Annotated in this window: 19 protein-coding genes; 4 read left to right on the forward strand and 15 right to left on the reverse strand. The window is 64.5% G+C overall.

Annotation, left to right across the window (positions count from 1 at the left end; genetic code table 11):
- The first annotated feature begins 1 nt into the window (after nt 1).
- Nucleotides 2-934 carry a lipid A biosynthesis lauroyl acyltransferase gene (locus ACYCVF_RS15190; RefSeq protein WP_459596299.1) on the forward strand — a complete coding sequence of 311 codons (933 nt, stop codon included), beginning with the start codon at nt 2-4 and terminating at the stop codon, nt 932-934.
- Between the two features lie 139 nt (nt 935-1,073).
- Here the strand turns inward: ACYCVF_RS15190 and ACYCVF_RS15195 are convergent, their stop codons facing one another.
- From ACYCVF_RS15195 to ACYCVF_RS15225, 7 genes are all read right to left on the reverse strand, one after another.
- Nucleotides 1,074-2,183, reverse strand: coding sequence for a polyamine ABC transporter substrate-binding protein (locus ACYCVF_RS15195; protein WP_459596300.1), 1,110 nt, complete (start codon nt 2,181-2,183; stop codon nt 1,074-1,076).
- Between the two features lie 6 nt (nt 2,184-2,189).
- Nucleotides 2,190-3,383, reverse strand: coding sequence for an aminotransferase (locus ACYCVF_RS15200; RefSeq protein WP_459596301.1), 1,194 nt, complete (start codon nt 3,381-3,383; stop codon nt 2,190-2,192).
- Nucleotides 3,384-3,391: 8 nt separating this feature from the next.
- Nucleotides 3,392-3,718 carry a rhodanese-like domain-containing protein gene (locus ACYCVF_RS15205; protein ID WP_459596302.1) on the reverse strand — a complete coding sequence of 109 codons (327 nt, stop codon included), beginning with the start codon at nt 3,716-3,718 and terminating at the stop codon, nt 3,392-3,394.
- 157 nt (nt 3,719-3,875) lie between these two features.
- Complete coding sequence (locus ACYCVF_RS15210) at nt 3,876-5,804, reverse strand: potassium transporter Kup (RefSeq protein WP_459596303.1); 1,929 nt, start codon at nt 5,802-5,804, stop codon at nt 3,876-3,878.
- Nucleotides 5,805-5,944: 140 nt separating this feature from the next.
- Nucleotides 5,945-7,846: a potassium transporter Kup gene (locus ACYCVF_RS15215; protein ID WP_459596304.1), complete on the reverse strand. Its 1,902-nt coding sequence runs from the start codon at nt 7,844-7,846 to the stop codon at nt 5,945-5,947.
- A gap of 175 nt (nt 7,847-8,021) precedes the next feature.
- Nucleotides 8,022-8,852, reverse strand: a complete 831-nt coding sequence (locus ACYCVF_RS15220; protein ID WP_459596305.1) for a flagellar motor protein MotB — start codon at nt 8,850-8,852, stop codon at nt 8,022-8,024.
- Between the two features lie 23 nt (nt 8,853-8,875).
- Nucleotides 8,876-9,649: a motility protein A gene (locus ACYCVF_RS15225; protein WP_459596306.1), complete on the reverse strand. Its 774-nt coding sequence runs from the start codon at nt 9,647-9,649 to the stop codon at nt 8,876-8,878.
- A 302-nt stretch (nt 9,650-9,951) separates the two neighbouring features.
- Between ACYCVF_RS15225 and ACYCVF_RS15230 the strand changes: the two genes are divergently transcribed.
- Complete coding sequence (locus ACYCVF_RS15230) at nt 9,952-10,245, forward strand: hypothetical protein (protein WP_459596307.1); 294 nt, start codon at nt 9,952-9,954, stop codon at nt 10,243-10,245.
- A gap of 10 nt (nt 10,246-10,255) precedes the next feature.
- Here ACYCVF_RS15230 and ACYCVF_RS15235 read toward each other — a convergent pair whose 3' ends face one another.
- From ACYCVF_RS15235 to ACYCVF_RS15250, 4 genes are all read right to left on the reverse strand, one after another.
- Nucleotides 10,256-10,975: an RraA family protein gene (locus tag ACYCVF_RS15235; protein WP_459596308.1), complete on the reverse strand. Its 720-nt coding sequence runs from the start codon at nt 10,973-10,975 to the stop codon at nt 10,256-10,258.
- Between the two features lie 124 nt (nt 10,976-11,099).
- Complete coding sequence (locus ACYCVF_RS15240) at nt 11,100-11,981, reverse strand: CDP-alcohol phosphatidyltransferase family protein (protein ID WP_459596309.1); 882 nt, start codon at nt 11,979-11,981, stop codon at nt 11,100-11,102.
- 79 nt (nt 11,982-12,060) lie between these two features.
- Complete coding sequence (locus tag ACYCVF_RS15245; protein ID WP_459596490.1) at nt 12,061-12,765, reverse strand: phosphatidylserine decarboxylase; 705 nt, start codon at nt 12,763-12,765, stop codon at nt 12,061-12,063.
- A 72-nt stretch (nt 12,766-12,837) separates the two neighbouring features.
- Nucleotides 12,838-14,796, reverse strand: a complete 1,959-nt coding sequence (locus ACYCVF_RS15250) for an ABCB family ABC transporter ATP-binding protein/permease (RefSeq protein ID WP_459596310.1) — start codon at nt 14,794-14,796, stop codon at nt 12,838-12,840.
- A 201-nt stretch (nt 14,797-14,997) separates the two neighbouring features.
- Here ACYCVF_RS15250 and ACYCVF_RS15255 point away from each other — a divergent pair, with 201 nt between their 5' ends.
- Nucleotides 14,998-15,603, forward strand: coding sequence for an LOG family protein (locus ACYCVF_RS15255; protein ID WP_459596311.1), 606 nt, complete (start codon nt 14,998-15,000; stop codon nt 15,601-15,603).
- Between the two features lie 3 nt (nt 15,604-15,606).
- Here the strand turns inward: ACYCVF_RS15255 and ACYCVF_RS15260 are convergent, their stop codons facing one another.
- The 4 genes from ACYCVF_RS15260 to cysS all read right to left on the reverse strand — a co-directional run bounded on the left by ACYCVF_RS15260 (nt 15,607) and on the right by cysS (nt 19,692).
- Nucleotides 15,607-15,984 (reverse strand): VOC family protein, encoded by a 378-nt coding sequence (locus ACYCVF_RS15260; protein ID WP_459596312.1) that lies wholly within the window; start codon nt 15,982-15,984, stop codon nt 15,607-15,609.
- 123 nt (nt 15,985-16,107) lie between these two features.
- A complete protein-coding gene (cimA, locus tag ACYCVF_RS15265; RefSeq protein ID WP_459596313.1) occupies nt 16,108-17,706 on the reverse strand; it encodes a citramalate synthase in 1,599 nt (532 codons plus the stop codon).
- Nucleotides 17,703-18,194, reverse strand: a complete 492-nt coding sequence (locus tag ACYCVF_RS15270; protein ID WP_061023993.1) for a GNAT family N-acetyltransferase — start codon at nt 18,192-18,194, stop codon at nt 17,703-17,705. The genes cimA and ACYCVF_RS15270 overlap by 4 nt, the downstream gene beginning before the upstream one ends.
- Nucleotides 18,195-18,309: 115 nt before the next feature.
- Nucleotides 18,310-19,692 (reverse strand): cysteine--tRNA ligase, encoded by a 1,383-nt coding sequence (gene cysS / locus ACYCVF_RS15275; RefSeq protein WP_459596314.1) that lies wholly within the window; start codon nt 19,690-19,692, stop codon nt 18,310-18,312.
- 291 nt (nt 19,693-19,983) lie between these two features.
- Between cysS and ACYCVF_RS15280 the strand changes: the two genes are divergently transcribed.
- A complete protein-coding gene (locus ACYCVF_RS15280; RefSeq protein WP_459596315.1) occupies nt 19,984-20,277 on the forward strand; it encodes a hypothetical protein in 294 nt (97 codons plus the stop codon).
- Nucleotides 20,278-20,378: the final 101 nt, after the last annotated feature.

Consider the following 20,378-nt stretch of genomic DNA (forward strand, 5'->3'; position numbering starts at 1 on the left):
CATGACGCTGCTTCCGGCGAGCACGAAGGCCCGCGCGCGGGAGGCTGCCAAGTCGCTCGGGGGCAGCCTGATCGGCGCCGCCACCGTCGGCCTGCTCCGCACCACGCGCTATTTCGATCCGGTCAAGACCTCGAACTTTTTCGCGCGCGCCGTAAAGCTGATCGGCCAGCGCCTGCGCGAGCACCGTATCGGCCGCGACAATCTCACCGCCGCCTTTCCGGAGAAATCGCCGGAGGAGATCGAGCAGATCCTGATGGGCGTCTGGGACAATCTCGGCCGCGTCGGCGCCGAATTCGCCCATATGGACCGCGTCTGGGACTACGATCGCGACCATCCGGAGAAGAGTCGGATCGAATTGTCCGAGCGCAGCATCGAGCTGTTCGACCGGATCCGGGACGACGGCAAGCCGGCGCTGATCTTCGCCGCGCATCTGGCCAATTGGGAATTGCCGGCACTTGCCGCGGTCGCGCATGGACTGGACACCGCGATCCTCTATCGCCGCCCGAACATCGCCTCGGCCGACCGCATCATCCAGGAGATGCGGCAGGTCAACATGGGGACACTGATCCCCGCGGGCCGCGACGCGCCGCTGCGGCTCGCGCAGTCGCTGAAGGACGGCAAGCACGTCGCGATGCTGATCGACCAATACCTGACCGGCGGCGTCGAGGTCACCTTCTTCGGCCGCAAGACCCGCGCCAACCCGATGCTGGCGCGGCTGCTCCGCCAGGTCGAGTGCCCGATCCACGGCGTGCGCATCATCCGCCTGCCCGGCGGCCGCTTCCGCGGCGAGCTCACGGAAGAGGTCACACCGGTCCGCGATGCCGACGGCAAGATCGACATCCAGGGCACGACCCAGGCGGTCACCAATGTGGTGGAAGGCTGGGTGCGCGAGCATCCCGAGCAGTGGCTGTGGCTGCACCGCAGGTGGCGGTAAACCGGGCTCGCCGCTCCGTCACGGCCGGGCGTGGCGCGGCCATCCACGGGCCGACCCCCTACAGGAGAACGTGGATGCGCGGGACACGCTCGGGCATGACGACTGCGAGGAAGGTGCGCCTTCGCTCTCGCTGTGGCCTCTACCGCCCCGTCTTCACCTTGGTCCAGAGCCGGTTGATGATCCGCTGCGTCGCCGGCTCGCGCGCCGTGATGACGAACAGCTTTGCGAGCGTCGCGTCGTCCGGATAGATGTTCCTGTCGTTCAGGATCTTCGGATCGATGAGCTTCTGGCTGGCGAGATTGCCGCTCGCGTAGGACAGGAAGTCCGAGTTCTTGGCGGCGACATCGGGGCGATAGAGATAGTTGATCAATTCGTAGGCTTCGCTGACGTTCTTGGCATCGGCGGGGATCGCGAGATTGTCGAAGAACATCTGCGCGCCCTCCTTCGGGATCGCATAGCCGATCTCGATGCCGCTCTTGGCCTCGGCCGCGCGGGCGCGGGCCTGCATGATGTCGCCGGACCAGCCGACCACGAAGCAGATCTCGCCGGTGGCGAGTGCGCTCAGATATTCGGACGAATGAAACTTGCGCACGGAGGGGCGAACTTTCGCGACGACATCGGCCGCCTTCTCCAGATCCGCCTGCTTGGTCGAGTTCGGATCGAGCCCGAGATAGTTCAGCGCCGCCGGAAAGATGTCGTCGGCGGAGTCGAGCATGTGCACGCCGCAGTCCTTGAACCTGGCGAGGTTCTCCGGCTTGAAGACGATGTCCCAGCTGTCGATCCTGGCGTCGGGCCCGAGGACCTGCCTCACCTTGGCGACGTTGTAGCCGATGCCGGTCGTGCCCCACATATAGTTGGCGGCGTAGACGTTACCGGGGTCGTAGGTCGCAAGGTGCTTGGTGACCATCGGCCACGCATTGGCGAGGTTCGGCAGCTTCGACTTATCGAGCTTCTGGAAGATGCTGGCCTTGATCTGGCGCTGCAGGAAATAGGCGGTGGGCACCACCACGTCATAGCCGGACTTGCCGGCCATCAGGCGCGTCTCCAGCGTCTCGTTTGCATCGAAGGTGTCGTAGACAACCTTGATGCCGGTCTCCTTGGTGAAGGCCTCGAGGACGCCAGGCGCCATATAGTTGGACCAGTTGTAGAAATTGACGACCCGCTCCTCGGCGGTCGCTGGCGCGGTCCAGAACATCAGCACTGCGGCGGCGAGACCAAGGTGGAATCCCGAGCGGCCGATCGTCGTCATCTCTCTCTACCTCTTGCGTCCACGCACCGCGTCCGACAGCCGCTCCAGCGCGGTGTCGAGCGTCTCGTCCTTCTTGGCGAAGCAGAAGCGCACCACGGACGTCACCGGGTCCTGCTCGTAGAATGCCGAGACCGGGATCGCCGCGACCTTGTAATCTTTCACGATCCGCCAGCAGAACTCGGTGTCGCTCTCGTTGAGCCCCAGCGGCGACAGGTCGACGGTGAGGAAGTAGGTACCTTGCGACTTCAGCACGGGGAAGCCGAGGCTCTCGAGCCCCTTGGTCAGACGGTCCCTGCTCCGCGCCAGATCCTTGCGCATCGACAGGAAGTAGTCGTCGGACTTGCCGAGGCCGTAGGCGACCGCGGCCTGGAGGTTCGGCGCGGTGGTGAAGGTCAGGAACTGGTGCACCTTGGCTGCGACGCGCAGCAGCGGCGGCGCAGCGCAGACGAAGCCGATCTTCCATCCGGTCAGCGAGAAGATCTTGCCGGCAGAGCCGACCTTGATGGTGCGCTCGCGCATGCCGGGGATGGTGATGAGCGGGATGTGCTCGTGCTCATCGAAGGTAACGTGCTCCCAAACCTCGTCGCAGATCGCGATGACGTCGAACTCCTGGCAATAACGCGCAAGCAGCTCGAGATCCCCGCGCGGATAGACCACCGCTGACGGATTCAAGGGATTGTTGAACAGCACCGCCTTGGTCTTTGAATTGAAGACGCTTTTCAGCATGTCCTCATTCAGCCGCCAGTGCGGCGGCTCGAGCCGGACCAGGCGCGGAATGCCGCCCGCCTGGCGGATGATGGGCAAATAGGAATCATAGACAGGCTGGAAGCAGACCACCTCGTCGCCGGGCTGGACCACCGCGAGAATCGCCGAGGTCAGCGCCTCGGTGCCGCCGGAGGTCACCATCACCTCGCTCATCGGATCGAGCTTGAGGCCATGCCAATGACCGTAATGGGTCGCGATCGCCTGACGCAGTTCCGGCAGCCCCATCATCGACGGGTACTGGTTGTAGCCGTTCAGCGAGGCCTCGGCCGCGGCGCGCCGGATGTCCTCGGGGCCGGGATCATCAGGGAAGCCCTGGCCGAGATTGATGGCATTGTTGTCGCGCGCGGCCTGCGACATCGCCTCGAAGATCGTGACGGGAAGGTCGGCGAAGACCTTGTTCAGGGACGAGCTCTTGTTCAGGGAAGTGATGGACATCGGGCCGATCAGCCACCGACCTTGCTGGGAAGTCCCGCCGCCTTCCAGCCGAGCATGCCGCCAGCCAGATGCTTGTCGTAAGGCAGGCCCGCCGCCTGCGCCGCGAGCGAGGCGGTCACCGAGCGCTTGCCTGAGCGGCAGGCGAACACGACCTGCTTGCCCTGGGGATCAGGGATCGCCTTGGGATCGAAGGTCGAGAGCGGCACCACGACGCCGTAGGGATAGGCTTCGGCCTGAACCTCGTTCGGCTCGCGGACGTCCACGAGCAGATAGCGGCCTTCCACGACACCCTTGGCGACCTCGTCCGGGGTCAGATCCTGCACTTGATTTGCCACATCATCCTCCAACGTCGCAGCCGCGCGCCGGGGCGATCCCGGCCGGCGGCAACCTCGCCTCTCGGGAGGCGAAAATCAAGCGCTACAAAGGCTTGAGCCGTGCGGCGCAAGTTAAAGCTAAATCGCAGCGACTTGAAGTGCGCATCGAATCCCGGCCCTAGATGGTCACCTGCGTACCGACTTCGACGACGCGGCCGGAGGGGATCTGGAAATAGTCGGTGGCGTCGTTGGCGGAGCGGCTGAGCGAGATGAACAGCCGGTCCTGCCAGCGCGGCATGCCGGAATGGACCGCGGGTTTCAGCGCCCGGCGCGACAGGAAGAACGAGGTCGACATGATGTCGAACTGCCAGCCCAGCTTGCGGGCGATCGCCAGCGCCTTCGGCACGTTGGGCGATTCCATGAAGCCGAATTTCAGCGTCACCTTAGAGAAGGTCGGTGAGATCTGTTCAAGCCTCACGCGGTCCGCCGGATCGATCCGCGGGGTTTGCGCGGTCTCGATGGTCAGAATGACGTTCTTCTCGTGCAGCACCTTGTAGTGCTTCAGACTATGCATCAGCGCGGTCGGCGCGCTGAGGGGGTCCGACGTCAGGAACACGGCGGTACCGGGCACCCGCTGCGGCGGCCGCTTCTCCAGCATCGCCACGAGATCGGCGAGCGGGAATTCCAGCTTGCGCGACTTCTCGAACAAGAGCCGGCTGCCGCGCCGCCACGTGTACATCAGGATGATCATGAGCGCGCCGAGCGCCAGCGGCACCCAGCCGCCCTCGAACACCTTGAGCAGGTTGGCGGAGAGGAAGGTCAGATCGAGGAACAGGAACGGCGCAATGAGAGCGGCGGCGGCGAATGGCGACCACCGCCAGACCTTCCAGATCACGACAAAGCCCATCATGGCGGTGACCACCATGGTGCCGGTGACCGAGATGCCGTAGGCCGAGGCCAGCGCACTGGAGGAGCGGAACATGAGCACCAGCAGCACCACCGCGACCAGCAGCAGCTGATTGATGCGAGGGATGAATATCTGGCCCGAATGGGCTTCGGATGTATGGCGAATTTCAAATCGCGGCAGCAGACCGAGCTGAATCGCCTGCCGCGTCAGCGAATAGGCGCCGGTAATGACGGCCTGGCTCGCGATGACGGTGGCGGCAGTGGCCAGCACGACCATGCAGCCGCGGAGAACGCCTTGCGGGAAGAGCTGGAAGAACGGGCTCACGATCGCACCGGGGTCGCTGAGGACGAGCGCCCCCTGCCCCAGATAGTTCAGCGCCAGCGAGGGCAGCACGATCGACAGCCAGGCGAACTGGATCGGGCGCTTGCCGAAGTGGCCGAGGTCGGCATAGAGCGCCTCGGCGCCGGTGACGGCCAGGAAAACCGCCCCCAATGTCACGAAGCCGATGATGCCATGGTTGAGCATAAAGGACACGGCATAGATCGGGTTCAGCGCAAGCAGGACCTGCGGCTGCTGGATGATCGGATGGATCGCCGCCGCCGCGATAACCGCGAACCACACGCACATGATCGGACCGAAAAAGGCCGCGACGCGCGCCGTGCCGCGGGACTGCACGGCGAACAGACAGACCAGGATCACGATGGTCAGCGGAACGATGTAAGGCTCGAATCTTAGAGTGACATCCTTCATGCCCTCGATCGCCGACAGCACCGAGAGGGCCGGCGTGATCACGGCATCGCCGTAGAACAGGGCTCCGGAAATGATGCCGAGCAGCACGATGGCGGACCCGCCGGTGCCGACCGCCCGCTGGGCGAGCGCCATCAGCGCCAGCGTGCCGCCCTCGCCGTTGTTGTCTGCGCGGAGCAGGATCACGACGTATTTGAGCGTCACCACGATGATGAGCGCCCACAGGATCAGGGAGAGCACGCCGAGCACGGCCGCAGCGGTCGGCAGGCCCTCGTGCCCGGAAGCCGCCGTCACCGCCTCGCGGAACGCATAGAGCGGGCTGGTACCGATATCGCCATAGACGACGCCGATACTGCCGAGCGTCAGCGCGCCGAAGCTGGCCGTGGTATGGGCCTCGCCATGTCCGTTGGCCGCCGCCGTCTCCGGGGCGGGAACTGCTACGTCACTGGTCATGGAAGAGCCCTATGGCCTCTAGAATGCTTCACGGCACAACGGCGGAAGAGCGCGCGGCTTATAGTCCTGCGCTGCCGGCATAGCCTAGGCCAATTCCGGACCATAGCCATGCTAATTTTGCATGGATTTGCCAGTTGCGCTCAAATAGTGACTTGGGTTCCGACTTCAACCACCCGCCCTGTGGGAATCTGGAAATAGTCGGTGGCATCGTTGGCCGACCGGCTCAGCGCGATGAACAAATGGTCCTGCCACAGCGGCATGCCCGACTGAGCCGAGGCCTTCAGCGATCTCCGCGACACGAAGAACGACGTCGACATGATGTCGAACTGCCAGCCCTGCTTGCGCGCGATGGCGAGCGCCTTCGGCACGTTCGGCTGCTCCATATAGCCGAAGCGCAGACGAACCTTGGAGAACTTGTCGCTGATCTTCTCCATGCGGAACCGCTCCGACAGTTCGACCCGCGGCGTATGCGCGGTCTCGATCGTCAGGATCACGTTGTGCTCGTGCAGCACCTTGTTGTGCTTGAGGTTGTGCAGCAGCGCGGTCGGCACGAAGGCGGGATCGCTGGTCAGGAATACCGCAGTGCCCTTGACGACGTGCGGCGGGCGCTTCTCCAGGCTTCGGATCAGGTCGTCCAGCGGCACCTCGATCCGGCGCGTCTTCTGGATCAGGATTGCCGAGCCTTTCCGCCAGGTCCAGATCGTCCCCGCCATGGCAGCGCCGAACAGGAGCGGCACCCAGGCGCCCTCGAGCAGCTTCAGGAGATTGGCGCTGAAGAAGCTCAGGTCGACGATGACGAAGGGCACGATCACGGCCGCAGCCGTCGCCGCACGCCAGTTCCACAGTTTCCAGATCACGACGAATCCCATGATGCCGTCGACGACCATGGTAGTGGACACCGCGATGCCGTAGGCCGAGGCCAGATTGCTGGGGGTGTGAAACAGCAGCACCAGCAGCATCACGCCGATCAGCAGCAGACGATTCACACGGGGAAGATAGATCTGGCCGGCATGGGTTTCGGAGGTGTAGCGCACCTCGAAGCGCGGCAGGAGGCCGAGTTGCACCGCCTGATAGACCAGCGAATAGGCGCCGGTGATCACCGCCTGGCTCGCGATCACGGTCGCCGCGGTCGCAAGCCCGACCAGCGGCAGCACCAGGTTTTCGGGCACCATGCGATAGAAAGAATGCTCGATCGCGCTTGGATCGGACAGCACGAGCGCACCCTGCCCGAAATAGTTGATCAGGAGCGCGGGCAGCACGAAGAACATCCAGGCCGACTGAATCGGTTTGCGGCCGAAATGGCCGAGATCGGCATAAAGCGCCTCACCGCCCGTCACCGCCAGGAACACGGCGCCGAGCGTCACGAGTCCGATCACGCCGTGCGACAGCACGAATTGCACCGCGTAATAGGGATTGATTGCCGCCAGCACGGAAGGGTCGTCGGCGATGTGGACGGCCCCCATCACGGCGATGACGGCGAACCAGACCACCATGACCGGACCGAAGGCCGAGGCGACCAGTGCGGTCCCCTTGCTCTGGACGGCGAACAGCAGCACCAGAATGAGGACGGTGAGCGGCACGACATAGTGCTCGAGCGCGGGCGTCGCGAGCTTGAGGCCCTGGACAGCCGAGAGAACCGAGATCGCCGGCGTGATCATGGAATCGCCGATGAACATGGAGGCGCCGACCACACCGAGCGCGAGCAAGACCCAGCTTCGCCGCCCGAGCGCGCGCTGGCCGAGTGCCATCAGCGAGAGCGTGCCGCCCTCCCCGTTATTGTCGGCGCGCAGCAGCAACAGGACGTATTTGGCGGTGACGACGATCAGCAGCGCCCACAGGATCAGCGAGAGCACGCCCAGCACGATCACCCGCGAGACCGGCTCTCCGTGAGCCGCGCCCTTGACCGCCTCATGGAATGCATAGAGTGGCGAGGTGCCGATATCGCCGAAGACGACGCCGATGCTCCCAAGCGTGAGGGCCCAAAAACCTGAGGTGACCGGTTGCCCGTCCTGGGTCTCGGTCGATGAGGTGCTCGCCGTCATGGGGGTGAAAAACGCCTCGTCCCTGGAATTGATCCGGCGCCTTTTGACGCTTCCGCCACGACTGTCAATCGGCACACCACCATAACAGGACCCCGGGCAGTTGCTGTGACGGCGCGGCAACGTTCGTCGCTGGCGTGACCACATGCCTCAGGTAGGATGGTAGCGCAAGAGCCCTCTAAGGCTTCAAATTCGGCGGCAGCGGCGGATCTTCGCGCATCAGGGTGATGGTCACCCGCCGATTGGCCGCAAGCGAGGGATCGTCCGGAAACAGCGGCTGGGTATCCGCCTTGCCGGAGACGGCGAAAATATGCGACGGCGGCAGGCCCTCGCGTTCGAGGATCTGGCGCACCGCATTGGCGCGGTCGGCCGACAGATCGAAGGCGCCGTAATCGCTGCGGGTGGGCACGAATCCGGCCGCGGTATGGCCGGCGATGGAGACGCGGAGCGGCGTCGCCTTCAGCGGGATCGCGAGTTTCTCGACCAGTCGCCGGGTACGGTCATAAGGAACCTTGGAGCCGTCGGCGAACATCGAGCGGCCGTCCTGGTCGACGATCTCCAGATTGAGGCCCTGCTTGGTCTCCTCGAACATGATGTGCTTGGACATTTCGGTCAGTTCCGGCATGTCCTGCAAGGCCTGGCGCAGCGAGGCCGCGGCGAGCGCAAAGTTGCGGTCGACCTTGATCTTCGCGCCGGACGTCTTCTCGCGATCTTCCTGGTCCGGGGTCGGCGTGTTGGAGGCATCCTCGGGCTGGATGTGATCGACGTTCTTCAGCCGCGGGCGTGTCGGCAGGCCGTCGGACTCGACGATGCCGGAGTAGCGCGCTTCGCTCTGAACGCCGAACGCCTCGCGCATCGAGCCCGCGACGATCTTCAGCTTGTTGGCGTCCTGCGTGGAGAACGCAACCAGCATCACGAAAAACGCCAGCAGCAGCGCCATCAGGTCGGCGAAGGTCACGAACCAGCCGTGACCGCCGCCGTGAGCATCGCCGCGCTTTTTCTTGGCCATCTCTCAAATCCCGGCGGGCGGCCTTAGGCCGGAACCGGCTCTCCCTCGGTGTGACGATGCTTCTCCGGCAGATAAGCCAGCAGCATTTCGCGCACGAGCGTCGGGCTCTTGGAGTCGCGGATCATCAGGATGCCGTCGATGATCAAGGTACGGTTCGTTTCTTCGTCGAGCAGCTTGCCATGCAGCTTGTCGGCAATGGGCAGGCAGATCAGGTTGGCGACGACGGCGCCATACAGGGTCGCCAGCAGCGCGGTGGCCATGAATGGGCCGAGCTTGGAAGGGTCCGACATGTTGGAGAACATCTGCACCATGCCGAGCAGCGTGCCGATCATGCCGAAGGCCGGGGCGCAGTCGCCGACGGCGCGATAGATCTTGCTGCCTTCGTCGAGATGCATCAGGAAGTTGTCGCGGTCGCGCTCCAGATTGTCGCGAATGAAGTCGAGATCGTAGCCGTCGGCGACGTAGCGGATCCCCTTGGCAAGGAACGGCTCGTCGGTCTCGACCTTTTCCAGCCCGACCGGCCCCTGCTTGCGCGCGATTTCGGCGATGCGGGCGAGTTCGTCGACGAGGTCGTGGGCCGAAAGGCGGCTCAGGGTGAAGGCAAACTTTGCGCCCAGCGGTACGCCGTGCAGCATCGCCGACAATGGAAAGCGGATCATCGTTGCGGCGAAGGAACCGCCGAAGATGACGATCACGGCGTGGATGTCGTAGAACATCCCGAAGCTGCCGCCCATCAGGATCAGCGTCGACACAACAACGGCGCCCGCGACAAGGCCGACAAGTGTTGCGATATCCATTCTCGACTCCAACGCGTACGCGACAACGGCCGTCCTGGCCGCTGGTGCGGCCCAACCCCGAACCGCATCGGAAACCCTAGAGGCCCGCCCTTAAAGCCGCGTAAAGGTTAAGTCCGGGCAGTACGCCCGGGCCGCGGACGCGAACTGCAATTGCCGTCCAGCGACACGAATTTCAATCATTCGCTAACCATTCCGGCCCCGCCGCAATGACGCCCGTGCTGCGGCCCTGCGCCGCATCGAGGAAGAGGACCATTTGGTATCTTCTGGAGTTGGGGCATCCTCATGGCCCGGAGCCATTCGCCATGTTGACGCTGTTCGGTCTGCTCACCGCGCTGCCCGCCGTGCTGGCGCTTCATCTGCTCGAGCCGGAACTGGTCCTGCCGGCGTTCAGCGTCCTGCTCTTTATCGAGGCGGCCTTCGCCGTGATCGCAGCGCGCTTGATTCACGTCCCCGACGATGCGAACGGCATCACCCTGTGGGATCTCGCCGGCGGCTTCACCCTGATCGGATGCGCCGCCGCGGTGTTCAGCGAGCCGGATCAGGCCGCCCTGTTTTTTGCAGAGCAAGGCGGCCCACGTCCGGCGTCATCTCCGTAAGTCGGTCGCTTCAGTGGATTTCGGATGAGCGCTTCAGCGCGGCCTTCAGCTTCTCCAGGGAGAAGTCGGGGCTGCGGGCGATCTCGAGGATCGGCGTCTCGCGGCGGCCGCAGAGTTCGGCAGCCTCCGGCAGCTTTGCGGCGACGTCGAGCGGGATCACGATGGCGCCGTGCTGGTCGGCGTGGATGAGATCATCGGACTTCACGGTCATGCCGGCGACGCGCACTTCCCCGCCAAAGCTTTCCGCATGCACCCAGGCGTGCGACGGGCCGATCGAGCCGGCCAGCGCCTGGAAGCCTGGGGCCCATTGGGGGATGTCGCGGATCGAGCCGTCCGTGATCACGCCGAGACAGCCGAGCGCCTTGTGCACGTTGCTCTGCACTTCGCCCCAGAACGCGCCGTAGCCGACATCCGGGCCGTCGATGTCCTGGATCACCGAAATGCGCGGTCCGTAGCCGGTGCCCACATACTCGTAGTATTCGATGCGGCGCCTGGACTGCTCTTCGGCCGGGAGGGATGATTTCAGCACCGAGCGGATCGCGACCGTGCGGGCATAGCCGACGATTGGCGGCAGGTCGGGGAACGGGCAGACCAGCTGCTTGGTGGTGTAGCCGATCAGCCGCCGCTCGGGCGCCACGATCTCCATGGCGTTGCAGATCGTCGGCGTGTCGTAGCGGCCCAGCGCCTCGAGGACGGAAGCGGGCAGCGGCCCGGTCGCGGAATTGGTCACGGCGTTCTCTCCCAGATTGCGGCGGCTTGATTGCGCGATGCCGCCGGCTCAAGGGCGATATAGCCGAGATCGGGCCTCGACCCAACTCAGACAGGTCTCATGGCAGATATCCGCGCGCGACCGCTCAGTGCAGCCGTCCGGTCCGGTCGTCATCGTGCGGCGGCTCCGACAAATTCGCCATAGTCGGCGCCGAGGGCGGCGAGGAGAGCTCGCCCTCCGCCGGTGCGTTGGCTTCCATCGCGCGTGCCTGGTCGCGATAGGATTTGTAGCCGAGCGGCAAGCAGAGCAGATAGAGCACCGTGCCGATCGAGAGCACGTGCCAGGGATAGGCGATCAAGAGCGCGATGAAGACGATCACGGCGACGAAGGCCGGTAGCACCAGCTCCGGCGGCACGCGCATGCGCTTGGTCTTGCCGGAGAACACCGGCAGCCGCGATACCATCAGAAAGGCGATCAGAAGCGTATAGGCGGCGGTTACCGCCGCAGGGGTGCGGCCGAGTTCGAGGAACGCGATGTAGATCGGCAGCAGCACCGTGATGGCACCGGCGGGCGCGGGCACGCCGGTGAAGAAATTGGCCGCGAAGGCCGGCTTGTTCGGATCATCCATGGTGGCGTTGAAGCGCGCCAGCCGCAGGCCGCCGGAGATCGCGAACACCATAGCGGCGATCCAGCCGGCATTGCCGAGTTCGTGCAGCTGCCAGAAGTACAGCATCAAGCCCGGCGCCACCCCGAAATTGACGAAATCGGCGAGGCTGTCGAGCTCGGCGCCGAACTTGGACTGGCCCTTGATCATGCGCGCGATGCGTCCGTCGATGCCGTCGAGCGCGGCCGCGAACACGATGGCGTAGACGGCGAGCGTCATCCGCCCCTCGATCGACAGCCGGATCGAGGTCAGGCCGGCGCAGATCGCCAGCAGCGTGATGACGTTGGGGACCAGCATCCGTACCGGGATCGGCCGGAACCGGCGGCGGCGCGTATCGGGGTCTTTGAAATCATAGGGCGTCATTGCTCACCTCGAGGCGAGATATAGCAAGCCGCGCCCCCCTCCGCCATTGCAGCGGACGCCCACGAGCACCGACTATTGGTTAACTGGCACGGTAGGCGCGGCTCGGGTCGTCGCCGGCGAGGTCGGCCAGGATCGTCTCTCCGGCGATCGCGGTCTGCCCCTCCGACACCAGCGCCTTGGTGCCGGCCGGCAGATAGACGTCGAGGCGCGAGCCGAAGCGGATCAGGCCGAAGCGCTCGCCGGCACCGATCGCCTGGCCTTCCCGGACGAAGCAGACGATGCGCTTGGCAACGAGGCCTGCGATCTGGACGACGCCGATCCGCGCATTGGACGTCGAGATCACCAGCGAGTTGCGTTCATTGTCCTCGCTCGCCTTGTCGAGTTCGGCATTTATGAACAGACCTGGGCGGTACGCGATGCGGTCCACCCTGCCCGCTACGGGAGCGCGGTTCACGTGGCAGTTGAACACGCTCATGAACACCGAGATGCGCGGCAGCGGCCGGTCGCCGAGGCCGAGCTCGGCCGGCGGCAGCGCCATGGTGATCATCGAGACGCGGCCGTCGGCCGGCGACACCACGAGGCCCTCGCGCACCGGTGTCACGCGGACGGGGTCGCGGAAGAACAGCGCGCACCACACGGTCAGGATCGTGCCGATCCACCCCAAAGGCGACCACAGCCAGAACAGGATCAGGCTTGCCAGCGCAAATCCGCCGATGAAGGGATAACCCTCCTTGTGGATCGGCGGAATCTGACGCTGGATCGAATCGAGAATGGACATCGCTATCTGCCGCTCGGGGTTAATGGCGCGGATCGTCGCGCGCGCTTGTTTAGGCCAGAGTTGGGACCGGAGACAAGGTCACTCCACCGCCGCAGGCGTCGTCAGCATGTCATCGACCGGCGGCGGCTCCCGGTTGGGCGCCACGCTGGCGTCGGCCATCTTGGCCAATTTCTCGCGTGCCGCCTCGGCCTCGCGCTGCCTGTTCCACATGCTGGCATAGAGGCCGCCCTGCGCGAGCAGTCTGGCGTGGGTGCCGCGCTCGGCGATCCGGCCTTGATCCAGCACGATGATCTCGTCGGCCCCGACGATGGTCGAGAGCCGGTGCGCGATCACGACCGACGTGCGGTTCTTCGCCACGCGTTCGAGCGCACCCTGGATCTCGTGCTCGGTGTGGGTATCGAGTGCCGACGTCGCCTCGTCGAGCACCAGGATCGGCGGCGCCTTCAGGACGGTGCGGGCGATCGCGACGCGCTGCTTCTCGCCCCCGGACAGCTTCAGGCCGCGCTCGCCGACCTGGGTCTCATAACCCTTCGGCGCCAGCCGGATGAAATGATCGATCTGGGCCAGCCGCGCCGCCTCCTCGACTTCGGCATCGCTGGCGTCCCAGCGACCGTAGCGGATGTTGTAGCGAATGGTGTCGTTGAACAGCACGGTGTCCTGCGGCACCATGCCGATCGAGGCGCGCAAGCTGGCCTGCGTGACCTCGCGGATGTCCTGGCCGTCGATCAGGATCCTGCCGCCCGAAACATCGTAGAGACGGAACAGCAGGCGGGAGATCGTCGACTTGCCCGCACCGGACGGGCCGACGATCGCGACCGTCTTGCCGGCCGGCACCTCGAAACTGATGCCCTTGAGGATCGGCCGCGTGGGCTCATAGGCAAAACGAACGTCCTCGAAGCGCACCGTGCCGGCGGAGACGACCAGCGGCTTCGCGCCGGGCGTATCCTTGATCTCGGCCTCGCGCTCAAGAACGCCGAACATCTTCTCGATGTCGATGATCGCCTGCTTGATCTCGCGATAGACCATGCCCATGAAATTCAGCGGCTGGTAGAGCTGGATCATCATGGCGTTGACCAGCACGAAATCGCCGACCGTGTTGGTGCCGTTGCGCACGCCGATCGCGCACATCAGCATGGTCGCGGTCAGGCCCAGCGTGAAGATCACGGCCTGGCCGGTGTTGAGCACCGCAAGCGAGGTATAGGTGCGGACGCTCGCCTCCTCGTAGCGCTCCACCGATTTGTCATAGCGCTGCGCCTCGCGCGCCTCGGCGCTGAAATACTTGACGGTCTCGTAATTGAGCAGCGAGTCGATCGCCTTGGTGTTCGCCTCGGTATCGGAATCGTTCATCTTGCGACGGATGCCGATGCGCCACTCGGTCGCGACGTAGGTGTAGTACATGTAGAGCGTGACGGTGATCAGGGTGGCGACCACGTAACGCCAGTCGAATTGCCAGAGCAGCACGGCCATCAGCAGCGAAACCTCGACGATGGTCGGGATCAGCTGCAGGATCACCATGCGCACGATGACCTCGATGCCCTCGCGGCCGCGCTCGAGCACGCGAGTCAGGCCGCCGGTCTTGCGCTCGAGATGAAAGCGCAGCGACAGCTCGTGCATGTGGATGAAGGTGATGGTGGCGAGCTTGCGCACCGCATGCATGGCGACGCGGGCGAAGATGCCGTCGCGCCATTGCGTCAGCACCGCCATCACGATGCGCATCGCGCCGTAACTCGCGGTGAGCAGCAGCGGCGAGGCGATCACCCAGAGATGCCAGTTGTCGGCCTGTACGGGCGCGGTGTTGGAGCCCGTCAGCGCATCCGTCGCCCACTTGAAGCTGAACGGCACCGCGAGCGTAATCAGCTTGGCGGCAAGCAGCAGCACCAGCGACCAGACCACCCGCATCTTCAGATCGAAGCGGTCGCCCGGCCATATGTAGGGCCACAGACGCGCCAGCGTGCCCATCAGCGTGGCCCCGTCCGGCGGTCCTCCGGCGGGAGGATCAGGAACGTCGGCGCCGTCGAGCGATTGAGGTTGGTCCATCAAAAAGCCTGAAAGCCCGCCGGATGCGGGCGCAACTGCAATTAACGATTTTCGCCCGTCATATAGAGCCTTTCCGATGCAAGCGCACCCCGCCAGATGGCGAATCTTCGATTGTTTATCGTCATTTACCGGTAGATTTCCGGGAGTATCGAATCACCGATTGGGCTTGACGCCTCTCCGCTGCAATGCATCATGGCACCAATGAGCACGATCAAAACCGTCTGTGTCTATTGCGGCTCCGGCCCTGGAACCAATCCCCGCTTCACCGAAGGCGCAAAGGCGTTCGGCAAGACGCTCGCCGAGAACGACATCCGCCTGGTCTATGGCGGCGGCTCGCTCGGCCTGATGGGCGCGGTCGCGACCTCGGTGCTGGATCATGGCGGCACCGTCACCGGCATCATTCCCGACTTCCTGCGAATGCGCGAGAACGCGCTGACGCGCGTACAGGAGATGATCGTCACCCCCGATATGCACGAGCGCAAGCGGCTGATGTTCGAGCGCTCCGACGCTTTCGTGGCGCTGCCGGGCGGCGTCGGCACGCTGGAAGAGCTGGTCGAGCAGATGACCTGGAAGCAACTCGGCCGGCACGCCAAGCCAGTGCTGCTCGCCAACATCGACAATTTCTGGGAGCCGCTGTTCTCGCTGCTGTCGCATATGCGTCAGACCGAGTTCATACGCGCGGGCCTTTCGATCGACATCCTCAAGGCCGATCGCGTCGAGGATATTTTGCCGAAGCTGAAGGCGGCGGCCGCCCAGGTCGCCGAGGCGGAAAAGCAGATGGCTCCCGAAGTGGCACGCCGGCTGTAAGGATTACGCGCTCGGAAACGTCACCGCCTCGATGCGGTTGCCGTCGGGATCGGTGACGAACGCTGCATAGTAGCGCACACGATCATGCGGGCGGGTGCCCGGCGCACCTTCGGAGGCGCCACCGGCGGACAGCGCGGCAGCGTGAAACGCATCGACCTCATCAGTCGTTTTCGCCCGCAGGCAGATATGCACGCCGCTCTCGGGGCTCACGAGCGGCATGCCCTCGCGCAGATTGATCCAGAACTCCGGATAAGTCTTGCCGAAGCCGACCGTCCGCGGCCGGGTGACGAGACGCGCGAGCCCGAGCGCTGAGAGCGTCGCCTCATAGAAGCGAGCGGAGCGATCGAGATCGCTCACGCCGACGGAGATGTGGTCTATCATGGTCGTGCTCCCTCCCTCGTCATTGCGAGCGAAGCGAAGCAATCCAGAAATGCTTCCGCATAGACAGTCTGGATTGCTTCGTCGCTGCGCTCCTCGCAATGACGGTGCGTGCGGCGGCGCCTCCTACGCCGGCGCGCCCGATCTCACGAGCTTGTAGATCACCGAATCCATCAGCGCCTGGAAGGAGGCGTCGATGATGTTCGGGGAGACGCCGACCGTGGTCCAGCGGTCGCCGTTCTCGTCCTCGCTCTCGATCAGCACGCGCGTGACAGCGCCGGTACCGCCGTTGAGGATACGGACGCGATAGTCGATCAGCGTCAAGCCCTCGATGTATTTCTGGTACTTGCCGAGATCCTTGCGCAAGGCGACATCCAGCGCGTTGACGGGGCCGTTGCCTTCGGCCGCCGAGATCAGATGCTCGCCGGCGACGTCCACCTTGACCACCGCAAGCGCGACGGTGACGCGCTCGCCGTGCGAATTGTAGCGCTGCTCGACATTGACGTCGAACTGCTCGACCTCGAAATAATGCGGCACCTTGCCCAGCGTACGGCGCGCCAGCAGCTCGAACGAAGCGTTGGCGGACTCATAGGCATAGCCTTGCGCCTCCCGCTCCTTCAGCTCCTCGACGAGGCGCGTCAGCTTCGGATCGCTTTTCTCGTATGGAATGCCGGCGCGGTCGAGTTCGGCGATCACATTGGAGCGGCCGGCCTGGTCGGACACCAGCACCTTGCGGTGGTTGCCGACGAGCTCCGGCGACACGTGCTCATAGGTGTGCGGATCCTTCAGCACGGCCGAGGCATGGATGCCGGTCTTGGTGACGAAGGCGCTCTCACCGACGTAAGCCGCATGCCGGTTGGGCACGCGGTTGAGCATGTCATCGAGCGTGCGCGAGACTTTGACGAGAGTCGCCAGCTTCTCCGTGCTGACCCCGATCTCGAAAGCGTCCGAAAACCCTTTCTTCAATTTCAGCGTCGGGATCAGCGAGCAGAGATTGGCGTTGCCGCAGCGCTCGCCGAGACCGTTCAGCGTGCCCTGGATCTGCCGGGCGCCGGCGCGGACCGCGGCCAGCGAATTGGCCACCGCCTGCTCGGTGTCGTTATGGGCGTGGATGCCGACGTGATCGCCGGGGATGTGCTTCGTTACCTCGGTGACGATGGCCTCGACCTCATCGGGCATGGTGCCGCCATTGGTGTCGCACAGCACCACCCAGCGCGCACCCGCCTCATAGGCGGCCATGGCGCAGGCGAGCGCGAAGCTCGGGTCTTCCTTGTAGCCGTCGAAGAAATGCTCGCAGTCGAGCATGACCTCGCGGCCCACGGCCTTCGCGGCTGCGACGCTGTCACGGATCGAGGCGAGGTTCTCCTCCTTCGTCGTCTCCAGCGCCACGCGCACCTGATAGGCAGAGGATTTGGCCACGAAGCAGATCGCGTCCGCCTTCGCCTCCAGCAGCCCGGCGACGCCGGGATCGTTGGAGACCGAGCGCCCCGCCCGGCGCGTCATGCCGAACGCGGTGAAGCGGGCATGGGCGAGCTTGGGCTTGGTCGCAAAGAATTCGTTGTCGAGCGGATTGGCGCCGGGATAACCGCCCTCGACATAATCGATACCGAGATCATCGAGCATCGCCGCGATGACCTGCTTGTCCGTCAGCGTGAAGTCGACACCGTTGGTCTGCGCGCCGTCGCGCAACGTGGTGTCGAACAGATAGAGGCGCTCCTTGCTCATTGCGGCGCTCCGAGCGTCTTCTTCATGGTCGTGTTGGCGAGCCATTCGTCGTTGATGGTGACGCTGTTGCGCTGCTGGGCGGTGTAGCCGCGCTTGGCGAAGAAGCCCTGCGCGTTGTCGCTGGCATCGACCGACAGGCTCGCCGCACCGCGTCCGCCCGCAAGCTTCTCCAGCGCGTCGACCAGCATGGTCGCGATGCCCTGCCCGGCCACGGCCGGATGGACATAGAGCATGTGGATGTGATCGTTGCCGCGCAGCGAGGCGAAGCCGACGGGCGAGCCCTCCAGCGTCGCGATCAGCGTCAAGTCGGACGCAAGCCGCTTGCCGAACTCGTCGCTTTCCGCCGCCGCCATCCAGGCTTCCTGCTGCGCCTCGCTGTAGTCCTCGCCGGTCAGCTCCTCGATGCTGGCGGTGAAGATCGCAGCGAGCACCGGCACGTCTGCGGGCAGGAACGGCCGCAAGCCGGGCTTTGGCAAACTCTGTCCCATCGTTTTCACCACATCCCGTAGAGCTTGAGCACCAGCGCCACGGCGCCGGCGAGCAGCGCGATCTTCAGCGCGATGTAATAGAGCCAGTGCCGCGGGAAAGGCGTGTCGGGCCGCTTCATCGCGCAATCTCCCAGGTGGTGCCTTCCTTTGAGTCCTTGATGGCAACTCCCATTGCAGCCAGCAGATCGCGAATGCGATCGGACTCCCCAAAGTCCTTGCGGCTTCGGGCGGCCGTCCGTTCGGCGATGAGGCGCTCGACCTCCTTCGCATCGACGCCGCTCGCCTGCTGCTTGCGCCCTTCCCATTGCGCGGCGCTCTCGGACAGGAATCCGAGCAGCCGCAACGAACCCGCCAGGGCGCCAACGTCGCTGCCGCGCAGACCATGCAGCGCCGCGATCGCCAGCGGCGTGTTCAGGTCGTCGAGCAGCGGCTCGACCACGGACGCGGCCGCCTTGCCGGGCTCGACATCGGCCGCGACGCGATACCAGTCGTCGAGCGTCTTGGCGCTCTCCTCCAGCGACTTCATGGTCCAGTCGATCGGCGATCGATAATGCGTCTTCAGCATGTTCAGGCGCAGCACCTCGCCCGGCCAGTCGGCAAGCAGCTCGCGGATCGTGATGAAGTTGCCGAGACTCTTCGACATCTTCTCACTCTCGACCTGCAGGAAGCCGTTGTGCATCCAATAGTTCGCCATGCGCTCGCGGTGGAAGGCGCAGCAGGTCTGCGCGACCTCGTTCTCGTGATGCGGAAACACGAGATCGATGCCGCCGCCATGGATGTCGAAATGCTCGCCGAGATGCTTCCAGGCCATCGCCGAGCACTCGACGTGCCAACCCGGACGCCCCTCAGCTTTGATACCGGCCGGCGATGGCCATGATGGCTCGCCGGGCTTGGATGGCTTCCACAGCACGAAATCGGTAGCATCGCGCTTGTAAGGTGCGACATCGACGCGGGCGCCGGCGATCATCTCGTCAAGCGAGCGCTTCGACAGCGCGCCATAGCGCGGCAGGCCGGCATCGGCCGCATTCATCGCCTGCGGCGAGAACAGCACGTGGTCCTCGGCGACATAGGCAAAGCCGCCCTTGACCAGCCGCTCGATGATCTCGCGCATCTCGCCGATATGCTCGGTCGCGCGCGGCTCGACAGTCGGCCGCAAGCAGCCCAGCGCGTCGACGTCGGCATGAAACTGCCGGCCCGTCTCCTCCGTGACCTTGCGGATCGCCTCGTTCAGCGGCAGGCCGGGGAAATCGCGCGCGGCGCGGTCGTTGATCTTGTCGTCGACGTCGGTGATGTTGCGGACATATTTGACGTGCGCCTCGCCATAGAGGTGGCGCAGCAGCCGAAACAGCACGTCGAACACGATCACCGGCCGGGCATTGCCGATATGGGCGAAGTCATAGACGGTCGGTCCGCAGACATACATGCGGACGTTGTTCGCATCGAGCGGCACAAAGGTGCGCTTTTCGCGGCTCAGCGTATCGTAGAGGCGCAATTCCATGACAACCCATCCCTTGCGGCCGGGCGTCCAGTGCTCTCAATGTTCTTTGAGAAAAGACGGCTCCAGCCAGCGAATCGCTAGCTCGTAATCTCGCGGCAAATGGCGCAAATGGCGAGGAGACCGTTCATCCCGCCACATATGGGCTATGAGGCATCCCCGCGTCAAGAGAGCCGCGAAAAGGCCATTTTACCTCCACAAAGCACGGCGGTTCGCCTTGATGGTTCATCATCCTTAACCATTTGGGCCCATTCTGGAACCGGCAATTCCCCTTTTCGCCCCCGGTGCATTTTCATGCGATTCTTGCCCACGCTCATTTCCGGCGCCCTCATCATTGCGACATCCAGCGCGTTCGCGGAGACCCGCGTCTTCATCATCGCCAACCAGGGGGGCGACCAGTGCCTGGCCAAGGCTGACAAATGCGGCGCCTCCGTCGCACGCACCTATTGCCAGTCACGAGATTTTGCCCAGGCTTCGGCCTATCGCCGGGTCGATCCCGACGAAATTACCGGCTCTGTCCCCAAAACCGGCACAAATTGCTCCCATGGCCATTGCGACGAATATGTCGCAATCACCTGCCAGCGCTGAATTCGCTCGGCGCTGGCGCAGCTTAGGCCGGTCATTGGGCCCCCGAAACGACGTGACGATGCCGCTGGAAGCGGCTATTGGGAGGGCGCGCTTCGGCCGCC

The organism is Bradyrhizobium cedriense, from assembly GCF_054602315.1.